At 72.7% G+C, this 17,192-nt stretch carries 15 protein-coding genes; 5 read left to right on the plus strand and 10 right to left on the minus strand.

What is annotated here, in order from left to right; genetic code table 11:
- Positions 1-45: 45 nt before the first annotated feature.
- From ACIA8N_RS28570 to ACIA8N_RS28600, 7 genes are all read right to left on the minus strand, one after another.
- Positions 46-1,551, minus strand: coding sequence for a glycoside hydrolase family 32 protein (locus ACIA8N_RS28570; RefSeq protein ID WP_365781417.1), 1,506 nt, complete (start codon positions 1,549-1,551; stop codon positions 46-48).
- Positions 1,548-2,555 (minus strand): ABC transporter ATP-binding protein, encoded by a 1,008-nt coding sequence (locus ACIA8N_RS28575; RefSeq protein ID WP_365781415.1) that lies wholly within the window; start codon positions 2,553-2,555, stop codon positions 1,548-1,550. Before ACIA8N_RS28575 ends, ACIA8N_RS28570 begins: the two co-directional genes overlap by 4 nt.
- The gene (locus ACIA8N_RS28580) at positions 2,552-3,523 is read right to left on the minus strand and encodes an ABC transporter ATP-binding protein (protein ID WP_365781413.1); all 972 of its coding nucleotides are present in this window, start codon (positions 3,521-3,523) and stop codon (positions 2,552-2,554) included. The genes ACIA8N_RS28575 and ACIA8N_RS28580 overlap by 4 nt, the downstream gene beginning before the upstream one ends.
- Positions 3,520-4,455: an ABC transporter permease gene (locus ACIA8N_RS28585; RefSeq protein ID WP_365781411.1), complete on the minus strand. Its 936-nt coding sequence runs from the start codon at positions 4,453-4,455 to the stop codon at positions 3,520-3,522. Before ACIA8N_RS28585 ends, ACIA8N_RS28580 begins: the two co-directional genes overlap by 4 nt.
- A gap of 15 nt (positions 4,456-4,470) precedes the next feature.
- A complete protein-coding gene (locus tag ACIA8N_RS28590; RefSeq protein ID WP_365781409.1) occupies positions 4,471-5,448 on the minus strand; it encodes an ABC transporter permease in 978 nt (325 codons plus the stop codon).
- A 148-nt stretch (positions 5,449-5,596) separates the two neighbouring features.
- Positions 5,597-7,219, minus strand: a complete 1,623-nt coding sequence (locus ACIA8N_RS28595; protein ID WP_399416815.1) for an ABC transporter substrate-binding protein — start codon at positions 7,217-7,219, stop codon at positions 5,597-5,599.
- Between the two features lie 140 nt (positions 7,220-7,359).
- A complete protein-coding gene (locus tag ACIA8N_RS28600; RefSeq protein WP_365781405.1) occupies positions 7,360-8,385 on the minus strand; it encodes a LacI family DNA-binding transcriptional regulator in 1,026 nt (341 codons plus the stop codon).
- A gap of 201 nt (positions 8,386-8,586) precedes the next feature.
- Here ACIA8N_RS28600 and ACIA8N_RS28605 point away from each other — a divergent pair, with 201 nt between their 5' ends.
- A complete protein-coding gene (locus ACIA8N_RS28605) occupies positions 8,587-9,138 on the plus strand; it encodes a YdeI/OmpD-associated family protein (RefSeq protein ID WP_365781435.1) in 552 nt (183 codons plus the stop codon).
- Positions 9,139-9,185: 47 nt separating this feature from the next.
- On the opposite strand, the gene ACIA8N_RS28610 is transcribed toward ACIA8N_RS28605, so the two are convergent.
- Positions 9,186-9,782, minus strand: coding sequence for a GNAT family N-acetyltransferase (locus ACIA8N_RS28610; protein ID WP_365781403.1), 597 nt, complete (start codon positions 9,780-9,782; stop codon positions 9,186-9,188).
- A 147-nt stretch (positions 9,783-9,929) separates the two neighbouring features.
- On the opposite strand from ACIA8N_RS28610, the gene ACIA8N_RS28615 reads away from it, so the two are divergent.
- Together ACIA8N_RS28615 and ACIA8N_RS28620 are read left to right on the plus strand one after the other, a co-directional pair.
- Positions 9,930-10,583 (plus strand): NADPH-dependent F420 reductase, encoded by a 654-nt coding sequence (locus tag ACIA8N_RS28615; protein ID WP_399416816.1) that lies wholly within the window; start codon positions 9,930-9,932, stop codon positions 10,581-10,583.
- An 89-nt stretch (positions 10,584-10,672) separates the two neighbouring features.
- Complete coding sequence (locus ACIA8N_RS28620) at positions 10,673-10,960, plus strand: hypothetical protein (RefSeq protein ID WP_365781399.1); 288 nt, start codon at positions 10,673-10,675, stop codon at positions 10,958-10,960.
- Positions 10,961-11,036: 76 nt separating this feature from the next.
- Here ACIA8N_RS28620 and ACIA8N_RS28625 read toward each other — a convergent pair whose 3' ends face one another.
- Positions 11,037-12,200, minus strand: coding sequence for a hypothetical protein (locus tag ACIA8N_RS28625; protein WP_365781397.1), 1,164 nt, complete (start codon positions 12,198-12,200; stop codon positions 11,037-11,039).
- A gap of 465 nt (positions 12,201-12,665) precedes the next feature.
- Between ACIA8N_RS28625 and ACIA8N_RS28630 the strand changes: the two genes are divergently transcribed.
- The gene (locus ACIA8N_RS28630) at positions 12,666-14,141 is read left to right on the plus strand and encodes a SpoIIE family protein phosphatase (RefSeq protein ID WP_365781395.1); all 1,476 of its coding nucleotides are present in this window, start codon (positions 12,666-12,668) and stop codon (positions 14,139-14,141) included.
- Positions 14,142-14,264: 123 nt separating this feature from the next.
- On the opposite strand, the gene ACIA8N_RS28635 is transcribed toward ACIA8N_RS28630, so the two are convergent.
- Positions 14,265-15,758, minus strand: coding sequence for a hypothetical protein (locus ACIA8N_RS28635; RefSeq protein WP_365781393.1), 1,494 nt, complete (start codon positions 15,756-15,758; stop codon positions 14,265-14,267).
- Positions 15,759-15,992: 234 nt separating this feature from the next.
- Between ACIA8N_RS28635 and ACIA8N_RS28640 the strand changes: the two genes are divergently transcribed.
- Positions 15,993-17,120 (plus strand): aminoglycoside phosphotransferase family protein, encoded by a 1,128-nt coding sequence (locus tag ACIA8N_RS28640; RefSeq protein ID WP_365781391.1) that lies wholly within the window; start codon positions 15,993-15,995, stop codon positions 17,118-17,120.
- Positions 17,121-17,192: the final 72 nt, after the last annotated feature.

Here is a 17,192-nt window from a genome sequence, read left to right on the forward strand (position 1 = left end):
CTTGCCGATCACGCCGCGAGCCCGGCCTGATCGGCAAGACACCCCCTAGGGCCAGAGCGGGCGGGGGCCCGTCGTGACGAGCGCCATGTGCCAGGCGTCGAGTCGGTCGACGGTCGCGCTGCCCGCGGCGGTGAGGGAGACTCCCGTCGCCTCGTCGGGGCGGGTCGGGTAGACGCGGGCGGTCAGGGCGCGCCCGTTGGCGAAGATCTCCAGTGCGGAGTGGTCCACGAGGACGCGGAGTTCGACCGTGCCGTCCGCGGCGAAGGTCAGCTCACCGTGGCGGGGTGTGGTGTCGACGTCCGGGTCGAGGCTGCTTTCCTCGCGGTGGAGGCGGAGGGCGCCCGAGGGGCCGGCGGTGTCGCGGCTGATCTCGACGACGGTCCGTTCGGCGCCGTCGGGGGTCTCCCGGACGGCGAGGCGTACCGCGGCGCCCGGTGCGAGCCGGAGCGTCGCCTCCAGGTCGAGCTGGTCGCCCCGGATCGCGTCGAGGGGGCTGTCGGCGCCCGCCTCGAAGGGGCCGACGGCCACGTGGTCGCGGCGCAGCCTCTCCAGTTCGGGCACGGGGGTCTGGACGAGCGCGCCGTCGGCGCCCAGGGTCACGAGGCGCGGCAGGGACATGACCCCGGACCACCCGGCCCGGGCGGTGGCCTCCTCGCCCCGGCCCTCCTGGAGCCAGCCGAACATGATTCGGCGGCCGTGCGCGTCCTGGGTCGACTGCGGGGCGTAGAAGTAGTCGCGGCCGTAGTCGAGGCGGTGCAGGGCGGTCGGTTCGAAGCGGTCCCCGGTGTAGCGGCCCGTCCAGTACAGCGGGTGGAGCGTCGCGCCCTCGTCCCAGGCGGAGAAGGCGAGCACGTCGGCGTCGCCGACGCGGAAGAGGTCGACGCACTCCCACATGGTGCCGGTCCAGTAGGGGTCGGCCGGGGTGCCGTGGGCCGCGTCGCCGGTGAGGAGCGGGCCGATGTACCGCCAGTGGCGCAGGTCCTCGGACTCGTACAGGAAGGCGGTGCCGCCCCGGCCCCGGACGCCGGCGCCGACGAGCTGGCGCCAGACGGGGCCTTCGCGCCAGACGCAGTGGTCGCGGTACGCGGTGACGTCGACGCCGGTGGGCGGCGCGGGGATCACCGGGTTGCCGGGGTCCTTCGTCCAGTGGCGCAGGTCGGGGCTGCCGGTGGCGACGCAGGGCAGTTCGCGCTCGCCGTGCCGGCCGGAGTAGACGAGGGTGGGCACTCCCCCGTCGTCGACGAGGACGCCTGACCAGCAGCCGTCGCGGTCGGGTCCCGTGGTGCCGGGGACCAGGGCGACGGGTTCGTCGGTCCAGGTGACGAGGTCGGTGCTGGTGGCGTGGCCCCAGTGGATGCGGTGGTGGGCAGGGGCGAGCGGGTTGTACTGGTAGAAGAGGTGGTAGACGCCGTTCCAGTGGCTGAGCCCGTTGGGGTCGTTGAGCCAGCCGCCGGGCGAGGTGAAGTGGAAGCGGGGCCGGTGCGGGTCGCGGAAGGCGCGCTCGGCGAGGTCTTCCCCCGTGAGGGGGGCGGCGATCAGTTCGTGGGTCATGCGGCGGTGGTCTCGGCTTCCGGTGAGTCCGCGCTCTGGAGCACGCGGTGGGCGATGTCGTGGGCGGGCGCGTACAGGTGGCAGCGCACCCAGTGCGGCCGGCCGGCGTCCTCGCCCACGGTGTGGCGTACGGGGGTGGTGGAGCTGCAGGTGCCGTCGTCGTACGGGCAGGAGTCGGGCGCGAGGACGGCGGCGCGCAGCCTGGCCCGTTCGGCCTTGTCGTAGCCGGTGCGCCGGGCGGGGTCGGGGACGGCGGAGAGCAGCAGCCGGGTGTAGGGGTGGGCGGGGGCGTCCATGACGGCGAGCGAGTCGCCGCCCTCGACGAGTTGGCCCGCGAACATCACGGCGGTGGTGTCGGCGAGGTAGCGGGCCGAGCCCAGGTCGTGGGTGATGTACAGCATGGAGAGGCCGCGTTCGTCGCGGAGCCTGCGCAGCAGGTTGAGCACGCCGACCCGGACGGACACGTCGAGCATGGAGGTCGGCTCGTCGGCGAGGAGGACGCTCGGTCCGACGGCGAGGGCGCGTGCGACGGCGACGCGCTGCCGCTGTCCGCCGGAGAGCTCGTGCGGGTACGCGTCGAGCATGTCGGCGGTGAGGCCGACCTCGTCCATGAGGGCGGCGAGCCGGTCCCGGTCGGCGGGGTGGCCGTGCAGGAGGAGGGCGCGGACGAGGAAGTGGTCGATGCGGTGGACGGGGTTGAGGGAGCCGAAGGGGTCCTGGAACACCATCTGGACCGTGCTCCGGTACGTACGGGAGGCGCGGCGGCGTTCGGCGCGCAGGACGTCCTCGCCGTCGAGGAGGATCTGCCCGGAGGTGGGGCGTTCGAGGCGGGCGAGGCAGCGGGCGAGGGTGGACTTGCCGCTGCCCGACTCACCGACGAGGGCGGTGACGCGGCCAGGGTCGAGGTCGAGGTCGACGCCGTTGACGGCCCGGACGCGGCGCCGGGAGAAGACGGAGCCGACGGGGAAGTCCTTGGTGAGGTTCCTGATCTGGAGGAGTGTCATGGGGTGGTGCCTCCGGCGGGGGTGAGGGCGGCCCACCGGCCGGGGGTGATCTCGCGCAGGTCGGGGATGTGCGTGGAGCAGTCGCGGCGGTCGTCGGGGCAGTGGGCGTGGAAGCCGCAGCTGTCGGCGGTGCGCGGGGCGTCGAAGAGGCCGGTGAGTTCCCTGCGGGGCCCGGTCAGCGGCGGGAAGGCGTTCATCAGGGCCTCGGTGTACGGGTGGAGGGGCCGTGCGAACAGTTCCTCCGCGCCGGCGACCTCGACGAGGCGTCCGCCGTACATCACGCCCATGCGGTCGGAGAGTTCGACCATCAGGGACATGTCGTGGGTGATGAAGAGGACGGAGAAGCCGAGTGCGCGCTGGAGTTCGCGGATCTGGGCCATGATCTCCTGCTGGACGACGACGTCGAGCGCGGTCGTCGGCTCGTCCATGATGAGCAGGGTCGGTTTCAGGGCGACGGCCATGGCGATGACGACGCGCTGGCGCATGCCGCCGGAGAGCTGGTGCGGGTAGGCCTTCAGCCGGTCGGGGGCGATGCCGACGAGGGCGAGGAGTTCCGCGGCGCGTTCGCGGGCGGCTCGCTTCCGCAGCTTCTCGTGGGTGGTGAGGATGTCGCCGATCTGTTCGCCGACGGTGAGGACGGGGTTGAGGGAGTTCATCGCGGACTGGAAGACCATCGCGATCTCGCGCCAGCGGAAGGCGCGGAGTTCGCGGGCGTCCATGGCGAGCACGTCCCGGTCCCCGAAGGTGACCGAGCCCGCGGTGATCTCGGCCGGTGGCTTGAGGAGTCGCATGACGGCGTTGGCGACGGTCGACTTGCCGCAGCCGGACTCGCCGGCGAGTCCGAAGATCTCTCCGGCGCCGATGGTGAACGACACGTCGTCGGCGCCGACGACACTGCGGCCGTCGCCGCGGTACTCGACCCGCAGTCCGCGTACGTCGAGGACGGGGCTGGTGCTTCCGGTACTCAACTCTTCCTCCTTCGCCGGGACCGGAGCCGCGGGTTGGTGATCTCGTCGACCGCGTAGTTGACCAGGGCGAGCGCGAAGGCGACGAGGGCGATGGCCAGGCCGGAGGGGACGAACGCCCACCAGGCGCCGGTCAGCAGGGCGCCGTCGTTGCCGGCCCAGTAGAGGTTGGTGCCCCAGCTGACGACGGAGGCGTCGCCGAGGCCGAGGAACTCCAGGCCGGCCTGGGCTCCGATGCCGAAGATGACGCAGCCGAGCAGGGTGGTCATCACCACGGACGCCATGTTCGGCAGGATCTCCCGGAACATGATCCGCAGGGGCCGCTCGCCCGTGACCACGGCGGCGGCGACGAAGTCCTTGCCGCGGATCGAGGCGGCCTGGGCGCGCAGGACGCGGGCGGAGCCGGCCCAGCCGGTGATGGTGAGGACGAGCACGACGGTGGTGGTGCCCGGCGGCAGGAACGCGGCCAGGATCACGAGCAGCGGCAGTCCCGGCAGCAGCAGGAAGACGTTGGTGACGAGGGTCAGCAGGTCGTCGACGAGCTTGCCGAGATAGGCGGAGGCGAGGCCGACGAGCAGGGCGACCAGGGTGGCGGCGATGCCGACGGTGAAGCCGACGAGCAGCGAGCTGCGGGTGCCCCAGAGGGTGAGGGCGAGGACGTCCTGCCCCTTGGCGGTGGTGCCGAGCCAGTGGTCGGCGGAGGGCGGGGTGGCGCCGAGGCCGGTGATGAGGGACGGGTCGCCGGGGGCGAGGACCGGGGCGAGCAGGCCGACCAGGGCGAAGGCGGCGAGCAGCAGGAGCCCGGCGCGGGCCTTGCGGTCGGCGAGCAGCCGGCGGCCGAGGCCCTGGCGGGCCGGGCGCGAGGCGCCCGGGGGGCGGGTGGGCGGGTCGTGGGACACGGCGGTGGCGGTGTCCGGGGTGTCGAGGACGGGCATGTCGGTGGTCCCTCCTCAGCGGACGCGGACGCGCGGGTCGAGCCGGACGTGGATGAGGTCGACGACGAAGTTGGCGAGCAGGACGGCCGCGGTGATGGTGAGGAAGATGCCCTGCATCAGCGGGTAGTCGAGGGCCTGGACGGAGGCGAGGAGCTGGTAGCCGATGCCGGGGTAGGCGAAGACGACCTCGGTGAGGAGGGCGCCGCCGACCATGAAGCCGAGGGCCATGCCGAAGTTGGTGACGGACGGCAGCAGGGCGTTGCGGGCGGCGTACCGGAACATGATCCGGGCGGGGCTGAGCCCCTTCGCCTCGGCCATGGTGATGTAGTCCTCGGCGGCGGTGGCGATCATCGTGTTCCTCATGCCGAGCATCCAGCCGCCGATGGAGACGAGCACGATGGTGAGGGCGGGCAGGACGAGGTGGGTGGCGACGTTGCCGAGGAACACGGCGTCGAAGCCGGGTTCGAGGCCGACGTCGTACGCGTGCCGGAGCGGGAACCAGCCGAGGGTGACGCCGAAGAGGTAGAGGGCGCCCATGGCCAGCCAGAAGTACGGGAACGAGCCGACGAAGATCAGCAGCGGCGGGAGCGCGGAGTCGAGGATCCCGCCCCGCCGCCAGGCGGCGAGGACGCCGAGGAGGTTGCCGACGAGGGCGGCGACGACCAGGGCGGTGAGACCGAGGAGGAGGGTCCAGCCGATCTGGGAGCCGATGACCTCGGAGACGGGGGTCGGGAAGCGTGAGATGGAGATGCCGAGGTCGCCGGTGGCGACGCTGTGGAGGTAGTCGACGTACTGGCGCCACAGCGGGCGGTCGTCGAGACCGAAGAGTTTCTGCAACTGGGCGATCTGATCGGGCTGCATCGTCCCCTGGGCCTGGGCGAACATGCGGGAGACGGGGTCCCCCGGCATGAAGCGCGGCAGCAGGAAATTGAGGGTGACGGAGGCCCAGAAGGCGATCAGGTAGAACCCCAGGTTGCGCAGGACGAGACGCACTGCACTTCTCCCTGTCGGGGTACGGGGGCGGCCCTCGCGCGGGCCGGAGGGCCGCCTTGTGGGGGGACTAGGGGGTGTCTTGTCGGTCAGGCCGGATCAGGGAGCGGCACCAGACGCCGCGAGCCCGGCCTGATCGGCTAGGCGCGCCCTAGCCCTTGACGGGCTGGAGGGAGGTGAGCACCAGGACAGTCGTGACGGACCGGTTGGACAGGGTCGCGTACGGGTTGTCCTTCGTCGGCCAGCCGGTGAACCGGGCGTCGGTGTACGCGCCCCACTCGGGTCCGGGGAAGAGGGGGACGACGGGGGCGGCGGCGGCGAACAGCTTCTGGAGTTCGCTCGCCCTGGCCCGCTGGACCTTCGGGTCGCTGGTGGCGGCGAGGGCGTCGATGAGCTTGTCGGCCTTCGGGTCGCCGTAGCGGTGGTAGTTCTCGGTGGCCTTGGTGCCGACGGGCTTGACCATGGTGGTGGCCATGGCGCCGCGGTAGAACTCGTACGGTGTGGCGCCGTTGTTGCTCCACACGATGCCGCTGTCGAAGGTGCCCGTCTCGTACGAGGAGACGACGGCCGACCAGTCCGGGGACTTCACGGTGGCGGTGACGCCGACCTCGGCGAGGTTCTGCTTGATGATGTTGGCGACCGAGATCCAGTCGGAGGAGGCCGAGCCGACGGAGATGTCGAGGGTGAGCGGCCTGCCGTTCTTCTGGGTGCGCCTGCCGTCGGCGCCGAGTGCGTAGCCGGCGGCGTCGAGGGCCTCGGCGGCGGCTTCGGTGTCGTGGGTGGTCCAGTCGCAGGAGGCGGCGACCGCCTTGTCGCGCCAGGTGTCGTAGGCGTTCGAGAGACCGGTGCAGTCGGCGGGGGTGCTGTAGCCGTTCATGGCGACATCGGCGATCTTCTCGCGGTCGACGGCCCGGCTGAGCGCCTTGCGCAGGGCCGGGTCGTCGAAGGGTGCCTTGGCGGTGTTCAGCTGCCAGTTGATCATGGCGCCCGTGGTGGGGAACCAGTAGTGGTTCGTCTTCGGGTTCTTCGCCACGAACGACTTCTGGATGTCGGGGACGAACGCCTGGGTCCAGTCGGCCTCGCCGTTGGTGAAGGCGAGGTTGGCGCTGTCGTTGCCGGAGAAGGCGAGCATGCGTATGCCCGCGATCCGCTGCTTCGCCGGCTGCCAGTACGAGGGGTTCCTGCGGAGCTCGTACGACTGGCTCTGGAAGTGTGCGACCTGGGTGTACGGGCCGGTGCCGACGGGCGTGGCGTTGGTGTCCCTGGCCGGGTCGGCGATCTTCGACCAGATGTGCTTCGGCACGATGTAGTGCCCGCCGATCTCGTAGAGGGACGGCGAGAACGGCTTGGTGAAGTGGAAGGTGACCTTCTGCGGGGTGTCGGCGGTGACCTCGCGCAGGTACTCGTAGCCGCCCAGGAGCTTCTTGTGCAGCTCGAAGGTGTGGACGACGTCGGCAGCGCCGAAGGGCTGACCGTCGGACCACTTCACGCCCTCGCGGAGGGTGAAGGTGACGGACTTCCCGTCGGGGGCCTGGGCCCACGCGGTGGCGAGCCAGGGCGTGTCCTTGCCGTCGGCCGGGTTGTGGACCATGAGCGGCTCGTAGACCGCCTCCTTGGTCATGGGCGCGGCCTTCGGGGAGAACGGGTTGAAGTTCCGCGTGAAGGTGCCCATGTCCTCACGGGGCACGGTGAGCAGCTGGTCGCCGGAGGTGTCCCCGGCTCCGGCCGCTCCCGCGCCGCCGGAGCAGCCGGTCAGGAGCAGGGCGGCGGACACGGCGCCCGCCACGAGGGCGGGCCGGAGCCGCCGTGGGGCTCGGCCACGGGAAGGGGAGGGTGTCATAATGGTGGCTCTTTCCTCTCTTCAACACACCTGACGAAGACGGGACGAGATGACTCGACGGAGCTGATTCGCGGTCAGACCGACGAGCGTTCGAGCAGCGGGCAGTCGACCGTCACCCTGAGGGTGTCGAGCGGCTGCCCCGCTGCGAGAGCGGCCAGCATGTCCACGCCCTTGGCGCCCATCGCCTCGAACGGCAGGGCGAGCGTGGTCAGCTTGGGCCGCAGATAGGCGGCGATGAGTTCCTGGTTGTCGTAGCCCACCACGGCCACGTCGTCCGGGATCCGCAGCCCACGTTCCTTGATGGCGTCGTACGCGCCCATCGCCATCCGGTCGTTGCCGCAGAAGAGCGCGGTCGGCCGGTCGGCGCGGTCGAGCAGTTCGCAGGCGGCCGAGTAGCCGCCGTCGGCGGTCGCGTGGCCGGAGACGACCAGCGACGTGTCCAGGGGGATTCCGGCCTCGCGCAGCGCCCGCTCGTACCCCTCGCGCCGGCCGAGGGCGGCGGGGATGTCGGGGTCGAGGTTGATGAAGCCGATGCGCTCGTGGCCCGCCTGGACGAGGTGGCGGGCGGCGCGGTGGCCGCCGGTGACCTCGTCGGGGACGACGGAGGGCAGTTCGCCCTCGGCGTCGTAGCAGTTGACGAGGACGGTGGGGACTTCGCGGGCGGCCTTGGGGAGGGTGACCGCACGGTGCCAGGTCGTGGCGTAGAGCAGTCCCTCGACCCGCTGTTCGAGGAGTTTGTCGAGGGCGGCGGCCTCCTGGTCCCGGTCGCCCTCGCTCGCGGCGATCAGCAGGAACTTGCGGTCGAGCCAGGCACGGTCCTGGGCGCCCTTGATGACGTCGACGGCGAAGGGCGCGGTGACGATCTCGGTGATCAGTCCGTACCACTCGCTGCGCTGGGCGGCGAGGGCGCGGGCCCCCGCGTTGGGCCGGTAGCCGAGCTCGTCGATCGCGGCCAGGATGCGCCCCCGGGTCTCGTCGGGGATGGCCGCGCCCGGGCGGTCGTTGAGGACGAAGGAGACGGCCGTGCGCGAGACGCCCGCCCGGCGGGCGACGTCGCTCATGGTGACACTGCGGGCGCTGCGGCCCCTGTCGGTCGCCATGACGGCCCTCCCTCGGCTGGTTCGACTGTGGTTACGCGCTTTAGTAACGCGCGTTAGTACGGTGTTGCACGCAAGTTACGACCGGCTTCAGGCCGCTGTCAATATCTTGTTCATGCCAGAACGCCCGCCGGAGTCGCCGGGGGTGTCGGCGGCTGGGACGAGGGGGATCTCCGGGTGGAGACGGTCGAGGGGCTCGCGGTCATGGCGTTCGCCGACGGGAAGGAGCTGGAGGCCTGGCTGGAGCGGCACCACGGGGACACCCCCGGCATCTGGCTGCTGCTCGCCCGCAAGGGCTCGGACCTCGCCTCGCCGAACGCCGACGAGATCCTGGACGGCACGCTGATCTACGGCTGGATCACCGGCAAGCGGAAGGCCCTCGACGAGCGGTCCTACCTCCAGAAGATCACCCCGCGCCGGCCGCGCAGCCTCTGGTCCCAGGTCAACGTCCGGCAGGTCGAGGCCCTCACCGCCGCCGGCCGGATGCGCGAGCCGGGCCTCGCGGAGGTGCGGGCGGCGCGGGCCGACGGGCGGTGGGAGGCCGCGTACCCCTCGCAGAAGGACGCGACCGTGCCGGACGACCTCACGGCGGCCCTGGCGGCGGATCCGCAGGCCGCCGGGGCCTTCGAGGCCCTCGGGAAGACCGACCGCTACCTGGTGATCCTCGGCCTGCTGCAGGCCCGCACGGCGAAGACCAGGACGGCCCGCCTCGAACGGGCGCTGGCGGCGCTGCGGGCGGGCAGGACACCTCGCTGACGCACCCGCGGCGCAGGCGGGGCGCCACCGGTCGGGAGGCGTGCGCCTCAGGCCCGGCGGCGCCGGTAGAGCACCTGGTGGGCGTCCCACTCCACGAAGGACTCGGCGTACTCCAGGCCGACGGCCTCCAGGAGCCGGCGGGAGCGGTGGTTCTCCTCCTGGGTGACCGCGACGACGCTCGGCGCGTTTTCCAGGGTCCGCGCGAGGACGGCGCCGACCGCCTCCCGCGCGTAGCCCCTCCCCCAGTGCTCGGGCAGGAACTGGTACGACAGTTCCGTCTCCCCGTCCCGTGCGCCCGGCTCCACCGTGACCAGGCCGAGCACGACGCCGTCCGCCGCCCGGACCACGGCGTGGACGCCGGGCGCCCCGACGATCCGGCTGCGCCGGATACGGACGACGGACTCGATGACGGGGCCGCCGAGGTGGCGCCGTACGTCGGGGTCGGTCCACAGCCGGGTCACGGCGTCCAGGTCGGAGTCCCGTACGGGCCGCAGGCGCAGACGCCCGGTGGTGAGCGACCCGACGGAGACGACTGGTTCCGGGACCGGAACCGGGGCCGGAACCGGGGCCGGGGCCGGAACCGGGGCCGGGTTCGGAACCGGGGCCGGGTTCGGAACCGGGGCGGGGTGCGGGGGGATGGCCACGCCGCCGATCATCTCAGGCCGCGCCCCGCCCACCGGGCCGGGGCGCGGTCGAGAGCGTTGCTCCGTACCCCTCGCCGGTCCTAGATCCATCGGCCGACGCGGGTTCGGTTCCGGGGCCGAGGCGGAGTGGGCACCCGGACGGCCACGATGAGCGTCATGCGAATCGGAATTCTCGGCACAGGACATGTAGGACAGGCACTCGCGTCGGCGTGGGCGCGGGCTGGCCACGACGTGGTCATCGGCTCGCGGCGGCCCGACGACGAGGAGCTGCGGACGAGGCTTCGGGAGCTCACCGCGGAGGGAGTACGGATCGACGGCTCGGCGGGCGCCGCCGCGCACGCCGAGGTGCTGGTGAACGCCACGCCCGGCACGGCCTCCGTGGCCCTGCTCCGCACGATCGGGGCCCCCGCGCTCGCCGGGAAGATCATCCTCGACGTCGGCGTCGGCTTCCTGGAGGACGGATCGCTCTCGCATCCGCTCGTCAGCCTGGGCGAGGAGATCCAGGAGGCGTTCCCCGACGCGCGGGTGGTGAAGACGCTCTGCACGATCGACCGCAAGGTGATGGTCGCGCCGGATTCCCTTGAGGGCCCCGGCACGGTGTTCCTCTCGGGCGAGGACGCGGCGGCGAAGAAGACGGTACGCGGCCTGGTCGCCGACCTCGGCTGGTCCGACGACGCGCTGCTCGACCTGGGCGGCATCGCCACGGCCCGGGGCCAGGAGCACTTCGCCCTGCTGTTCATGGGGATCGCGACGGCGACGGGCACCTACGAGTTCGGCATCCGGGTCGTCCTCCCCGGCTAGGGCGTGTCATTGGCTGAAGACCGTCGGCGCCAGGGCCTGTCGTTCGCCAGGGCCTGTCGTCCGGGTGGCGCGCGTGAGATCATCCGGCGATGAGCAGCGACCTGGATGTGAGCGCTCTGGCGATCAATGTCACGATCCCGGAGGCGCTCCGGTGGACGGACACGCGACGCGGTGACGACTTCACCCTCACCACACTCAACATCCGGCTCCTCCCGGACGGTCACCTCGCCGTCAAGGCCTACGGCCGGCCGGTGGGTGGCGGCCGGGGCGCGTACGTCTCGTTCCCCGTCCCCGACGAACCCGAACTGGCGGCCCTGGTCGCCGAAGCCGCCGACCGTGCCGGGGCGCTGTGGGCCGCCCATCGCGGTCTCGGCTGAGGCGCGGTCCGAGCGCTTCCTCGCGGCGGTCCACACGCGCGACGGTGAACGCCGCCGGGCCCGTCGGCGGCCGTGCTCAGTCGGCCATGCGTCGCGTCAGGGCGGCCAGTGCTCCGGGCCTGCGGCCCGGTACCCGGCGCCGCAGGGCGATGAGTGCGGGACCGAGGGCCCGGGCCCGCTGCGGGTCGCCGATCAGTTGCCACTGGTGGTGGGCCCGGTCCACGGCTCCCTCGACGTCGGGGTCGTCCGTCGGCAGCCCCAGCGCGAGCCGGGACTCGGCGGCCGTGAGCCACAGTTCGCAGCTGCGGGCGGGTTCCCCGGCGAGGCGGGCGAGGTCGGCCAGTACCTCCGTCCAGTGGACGGCCTCCACGGACCGGGGCCCGTGGCGGCGCAGCGCCTCGCGCTCCCAGGCGGCGGCGACGGCCGCCGCCTCCCCGTGCCGTCCGGCCATGGCCGCGGCGAGGATGGCCGGGTGCGGATCCTGGTCCGCGGCCGGCGCGTGGGCCGGGGCGGGCGCGAGGAGACGCGCCTCCGGTGCGGTCGCGGCCGCGTGGGCCGCGGACTCCGCGTGGAGCGTGGCGTACGGGAGGCGGGCGCCGGAGCGCCAGAGTTCCGCCCAGGACCGCAGATAGGCGGGGATCATCGGTTCGCCCCGGCGGGGGGCGGGGGTCACCCGGCCGTAGAGGAGGGACCCGGGCCCCAGGTGCAGCAGGTCGGGTGTGGTGGCGAGGCGCTCCCACACGGCGGGGTCCGCCGCGAGGTCCGCGACGACCGTCGTGGTGCCGGGGGGCCGTACTCCGAGTTCGCCGGCGAGCCAGTGCCAGGGCAGTGCCGTGTAGCGGAGGGTCGCCGGGGTGGTGCGGGCGAGCGCCAGGTGGGGCAGTCCCTGGCGGCGGTCGAGATGGAGCTGACCGGCGAGGCAGAGGACCATCGGGCCGGGACTCGCCGCCGCGGCGCGCAGCCGGGTGAGCACGGTCTGCGGATCGAGCGGGTCGGCGAGTTCGACGACCGTCGCGGTGGTGGTGCCGGTGAGGACCCCGGGGGGTACGGCGGCGAGAGCCGGCAGTACGGAGGCGGCGTCCATGACGCGCCCCCGCCCGGCGGGCGCCGCCGCGAGCAGAACGGCGGTGCCGGTGGTGGTGGCGACAGCGGTGGCGCCGGTACGGGCAGCAGCGGTACCGGTCGTGGCGGGCCCGGCGACGGGTGCAGGACCGGCTGCCGACGCTCCGGGGACGGCCACAGCGGCAACACCCGCTGTCGGCAGACCCGTTACGCCCGCCGCACTCGTCGCACCCCTCACGTGCCCCACATCCGTCACACCCATCACGCCCCTCACACCCGTGCCCGCGACGCCCGGCCGGCTATCCGTCAGGCCCGTATTCGGTGCCTCAACCGCCTCGTACGTCGCGCCCGTTACTGCTGTTCGCCCTGTTCCCGCCGGTCCCGTCCCCGTTCTCGTACCCGCCCCGCCCGTGACCGCCGTGCGTGTGCCCACCGTGCCGATTCCGTCCTCGTTCACCACACCGGCACCGTAACGCGTCGTGCCCCGGCCGCTCATCGCTGGGCCTTTGGCATATGCCAGAAGCACCACCGGATCGAGTGTTGCCAAATCCCTTACGGCCCGTCCCGGGCTGTGCAACAGTCGTGTGCGGGCCTCCCCTTCACACCCGGGCCTGGCCGTGCCGCGCCTGTATCGGAGTACGACATGCCGTCCCCCCTGTTCGCGGATCGCCCCGCCCAGCAGCCGGAGCCGGGCGCGGTGGACGCGCTGATCTCGCAGACCCGCCGCCTGCGCGGCGAGCTCGTCGCCGTGCGCCAGGACGCCGTGATGGACGACGACGACCCCCAGCAGCGCTGGCAGCGCGCCCTCTGCGACCTCGCGGTCCACCAACTCGACGACCTCGGCGCCCACTTGGGGCAGCTCCGCGCGGGCGTCCCTGACGAGACCGCCACCACGGACCAGGCCGGCCACGAAGCCGTCCTCGGCTCCGCCCTGGCGACCGACCCCGGCACCGCGTACGGCGAGGTCCCCCCGGCCCCCACCGGCTCGCTGCTCTCCCGCGTCGGCAGCGCCGAGTGGAACCTGCTCACCGACGAGGTCAGCTGGTCCGAAGAGCTGTTCCAGATCTTCGGACGTACGCGCGAGGCCGGCCCGATGTCGCTGGACGAGATGCCCACGATGGTCTTCGCCGAGGACCAGCCTCTCCTCCAGGCCATGGTGACGGACTGTCTGATCGACGGGAAGCCGATCGACGGCGAGTTCCGGATCGTGCGGACCGACGGACGGGTCCGCACGGTGCACATGACGGGCGAGCCCGTCCTCGACGCCGACGGCTGCACCGCCTCCATGTGGGCCGTCCTCCGCGACGTCAGCGAACTGCGGCGCAGCCAGCGGGCCGTCCGGGAGAGCGTGGACAACCTGGAGCACAGCCGCCGCGTCGAGCAGACCGAGCGACGGGTCGCCGTCGAGCTCCAGGAGGCGGTGCTCCCGCCGTGGCGCGGCTCGCTCCGGTTCGCCCACGACGGCCCCGCCCCGCTGGACGTGGCCGCCCACTACCTCCCCGCGGCCAGCACCGGCCTCATCGGCGGCGACTGGTACGACGCGCTGGCCCTGCCCGACGGGGACGCGCTGCTCACCGTCGGTGATCTGACCGGTCACGGGGTCGCCGCGACCTCCTCCATGGCCATGCTCCTCGGCGCGCTGCGCGGCATGGCCTTCGCCGGGATCCGCCCCGCCGCGCTGATGGGCCATCTGAACCAGCTCCTGGACACCTCCGTCCAACCCGCGCTCGGGAGCGCGATGTGCTGCCGTTACGACCCCGTCGCCCAGACACTGACCTGGGCGCAGGCCGGCCACCCCGCCCCGTTGCTGTTCCGCGACGGAAGGGGGCACGTGCTGCGGCGGCCCGAGGGCGTCCTCCTCGGGGCCACGACAGGTGCCGAGTACGGCGAGACCGAGACCCGACTGCTCCCCGGCGACGTGCTCGTCCTGCACACCGACGGGCTGACCCGAGGCGGCGGCACGGGCGACGACGCGGGTACGCGACGACTGCTCGCCCTCGGTCGGCGGCTTGCCGGGGCGCGGGACGCCCACGACGGTGTGCGCGCGGTGATCGAGGAGTTCGGCGAGGAGCTCCGCGAGGACGACGCCTGCGTGATGGTCGCCCGGGTCGGGCGCTGAACCGCTGCTGCGGGAAGGGAAGTCGACGGCTACCGGGCAGCCGTCAGCTCGTCACGGCTGCTCGCCGATCGACTGACGTACACGCCCGCGGACTTCCCCAAGAGCCCCTGAGTCGGGGCCCTTTCAGGCCTGCCCCGTCCTCGGCCGGTTGACCGGGGACGTGGGAAGTGCCAGCTCGATCTCCTCGCGCAGGTGCTCGATCTTCGTGTAGCCGGCGTACTGCCCGGTGAGCCGGTACATCTCCCGCAGCCGGTCCCAGGTCCGGTGGGACGAGGTCTTCCCCATGGACATCAGGGCGAGCCGGGCGTACCGGTCGGCCTGCTCCGGGTCGTCGGCGATGAAGCAGGCCGAGGCGAGCGAGATGTGGTCGAACAGCTTCGAGCGGTCGTGGCCGTCGCGTCGCAGCTCGAGCGCCAGCCTGGCGTGACGCTGGGCGGGAACCGCCGCCGTCGGGTCGTGATCCGCGAGGGTGCGGTAGGCGAGCGCCTGCATCCCGTGCATGTCGGCCTCGTCGAAGTTCTGCATCCAGCTCGGCGTCTTCTCGTCGCGCCGGTCGGACACGAACAGTTCCTCGGCCTCGCCGAGGGTGCGGCGCATGGCCTGCCCGCGGCCCATCGAGGCCTGCGCCCAGGCCTCGATGGTGTGGAACATGGCCTGGGTCCTGGGCAGCACCCGCTCGCCGGAACCGTCGATGGCCACCTTCATGAGGTCGAGGGCGTCGTCGGGCCTGCCCAGGTGCACCATCTGCCGGGCGGCACGGGACAGAGCCTCGCCGGCCCGGGGCCGGTCGCCGCCCTCGCGGGCCGCGTGCGCGGCGATCACGAAGTACTTCTGCGCGGTGGGTTCGAGGCCCACGTCGTGCGACATCCAGCCGGCCAGGACGGCCAGGTTGGCGGCGACGCCCCACAGGCGCCGCTGGAGGTGGTCGGCGTGGCGGTAGGCGAGCATGCCGCCCACCTCGTTGAGCTGGCCCACCACGGCCTTCCGCTGGAGTCCGCCGCCCCGGGAGGCGTCCCAGCGGCGGAACACCTCCACCGAGTGCTCCAGGGCCTCGATCTCCTGGGACCCGATGGGGGCGGCCTCGTAGCGGTCGAACCCGGCGGGGTCGGCGTGAAGGGGGTCGGTGGCCCGTGGGGCGGTGCCCGGGCGGGCGGGGTCGGTCTGCAGCCAGTCGTTCATGGCATTGCTGAGTACGGAGCCGGCGGCAAGCGCGGCACCCGCGCCCACCAGGCCGCGTCGGTTGAGCATGAGGTCCATTCCCGTGAATTCGGTGAGGACCGCCGCCGTACGATCGGGTGCCCAGGGCAGCCCGTCAGGGTTCTCCGTCTTCCTGACGTCCTGCCGTCTTCCAGCGCGCCCGTGTCGTACGAACCCGAGGTCCTCGATGGTCACGACACGGCCGAGTCGCTCGGTGAACAGTGCTGCCAGCACCCGGGGGACGGGATCGCGCGGGATCTCACCGCGGTCGATCCAGCGCCGCACCCGCGAGGTGTCGGTCGCCAGCTGGGGGTGGCCCATGGCCGCCGCCTGCCGGTTGACGAGTCTCGCGAGTTCGCCCTTGGACCAGCCGGCCAGGCCGAACAGGTCTGCCAGGCGGGTGTTGGTTTGTCCGGTCACGTCTAAGCCCCCAGGTTCTCGGCTGAGTTGACAGTAACCCCGTGTCATAGGGCTGGCGACTATTCGCCAGGGTTCGCCAGGGTGCGCCCGATGTTCCGCCACCCACGCGCGGGTGTCAGGTAGGAACGCGCCACCCCGCCCCGCCGACCGGCCCTCATTCCCCAGGGTGCGGACCCGGGGGCGGGCGGGGCGACGCACGCAACTCATCGGCGCACGAAGGGATCTGTCACCTCCATGTACACAGCATCGTCCTCCGTGTCCGCCCCGCCCCGGCCGCAGCACCGCATCGTCCAGGCCGGTGCCGGACCGTACCTCGCCCCCGCCCCCCAGGCCGTCAGGCCGAGGCGTTGGACGGGAGGCACCGGAACGCAGCCGATCAGCGGGAGAATCGACCTGTCCGGCCCCCAGGGGGCGCAGCTGAAGATGGCGATCGCCTCGGTCCACCGCATCTGCCCGGAGTTCAACCCGGTGCAGGTGCTGCGGCGCAGCGGGCGTTCCGTACTGATCGTCGGGACGACCGGGCGGACCACGGCGGTCGCGAAGTGTTTACTGGACCACTCCCCCGCGTGGGTCGAGCGGTTCCGGCACGAGATAGCTTCCTACCGCTCCTTCGTCCGGCACCGTCCGCCGGTGCGGGCGCCGCGGCTGATCGCCGCGGACCCGGAGAACTGCACGCTCGTGATCGAGCGGATGCCCGGACGGGCGGCGGCGCTCTCGCGCCACCCCGTCGAGGCGCCGCCGCGGGCCGACGTGCGGGCCGCGCTCGGCGCGGTCGCCCGGCTCAACGCCTGGCGGCCGCCGGCCGGCACCTTCGACGCCCCGCTGGACTACGGGACGCGGATCGCGCGCTACCACGAGCTCGGGCTCTTCACCGACCGGGACAGGGACGACCTGCAGAAGCTGCTGCACGGTCTGGCGCAGGCCGGTGGCCGTCAGGGCATGGGCCAGTTCTGTCACGGTGACGCCCTGCTCTCCAACATCCTCCTCTCCCCCGCGGGACCGGTGCTCGTCGACTGGGAGCACGCGGGCTGGTACCTGCCCGGCTACGACCTGGCGACGCTGTGGGCGGTGCTCGCCGACGCGCCGCTGGCCCGGCGCCAGATCAGTCAGCTCGCCCAGCAGGCCGGGCCGGCGTCCCGAGACGCCTTCCTGGTGAACCTGATGATCGTGCTGACGCGGGAGATCCGGACCTACGAGACGGCGGTGCAGCGCACCATGAAGGAGGCACCGCCGGCCGGAACCGTGCAGGTACCCACGGGGGCGCTCGCTCCCGGTGAGGAACAGCGGCTGCTCCTGAGGCGGCTGCACGACGACTGCGCCATGGCACGGCGGGCCGTGCGCGCGGCGGTCGGGACACGCTGAAAGGCGGACCCGACCGGTGACACGGGGGAGGGTGGGCCGTGCGCCCGGTGCCGACACACCGGGACGCGGCGC

It is taken from the genome of Streptomyces sp. NPDC051822, from assembly GCF_044452745.1.
Taxonomy (GTDB): domain Bacteria; phylum Actinomycetota; class Actinomycetes; order Streptomycetales; family Streptomycetaceae; genus Streptomyces.

Excerpts from the sequence above, each read along its gene's own strand:
- ACIA8N_RS28570 (WP_365781417.1), bottom strand. The coding sequence starts at position 1,551 with ATGACCCACGAACTGATCGCCGCCCCCCTCACGGGGGAAGACCTCGCC.
- ACIA8N_RS28575 (WP_365781415.1), bottom strand. The coding sequence starts at position 2,555 with ATGACACTCCTCCAGATCAGGAACCTCACCAAGGACTTCCCCGTCGGC.
- ACIA8N_RS28585 (WP_365781411.1), bottom strand. The coding sequence starts at position 4,455 with ATGCCCGTCCTCGACACCCCGGACACCGCCACCGCCGTGTCCCACGAC.
- ACIA8N_RS28600 (WP_365781405.1), bottom strand. The coding sequence starts at position 8,385 with ATGGCGACCGACAGGGGCCGCAGCGCCCGCAGTGTCACCATGAGCGAC.
- ACIA8N_RS28605 (WP_365781435.1), top strand. The coding sequence starts at position 8,587 with ATGGCGTTCGCCGACGGGAAGGAGCTGGAGGCCTGGCTGGAGCGGCAC.
- ACIA8N_RS28615 (WP_399416816.1), top strand. The coding sequence starts at position 9,930 with ATGAGCGTCATGCGAATCGGAATTCTCGGCACAGGACATGTAGGACAG.
- ACIA8N_RS28620 (WP_365781399.1), top strand. The coding sequence starts at position 10,673 with ATGAGCAGCGACCTGGATGTGAGCGCTCTGGCGATCAATGTCACGATC.
- ACIA8N_RS28630 (WP_365781395.1), top strand. The coding sequence starts at position 12,666 with ATGCCGTCCCCCCTGTTCGCGGATCGCCCCGCCCAGCAGCCGGAGCCG.
- ACIA8N_RS28640 (WP_365781391.1), top strand. The coding sequence starts at position 15,993 with ATGTACACAGCATCGTCCTCCGTGTCCGCCCCGCCCCGGCCGCAGCAC.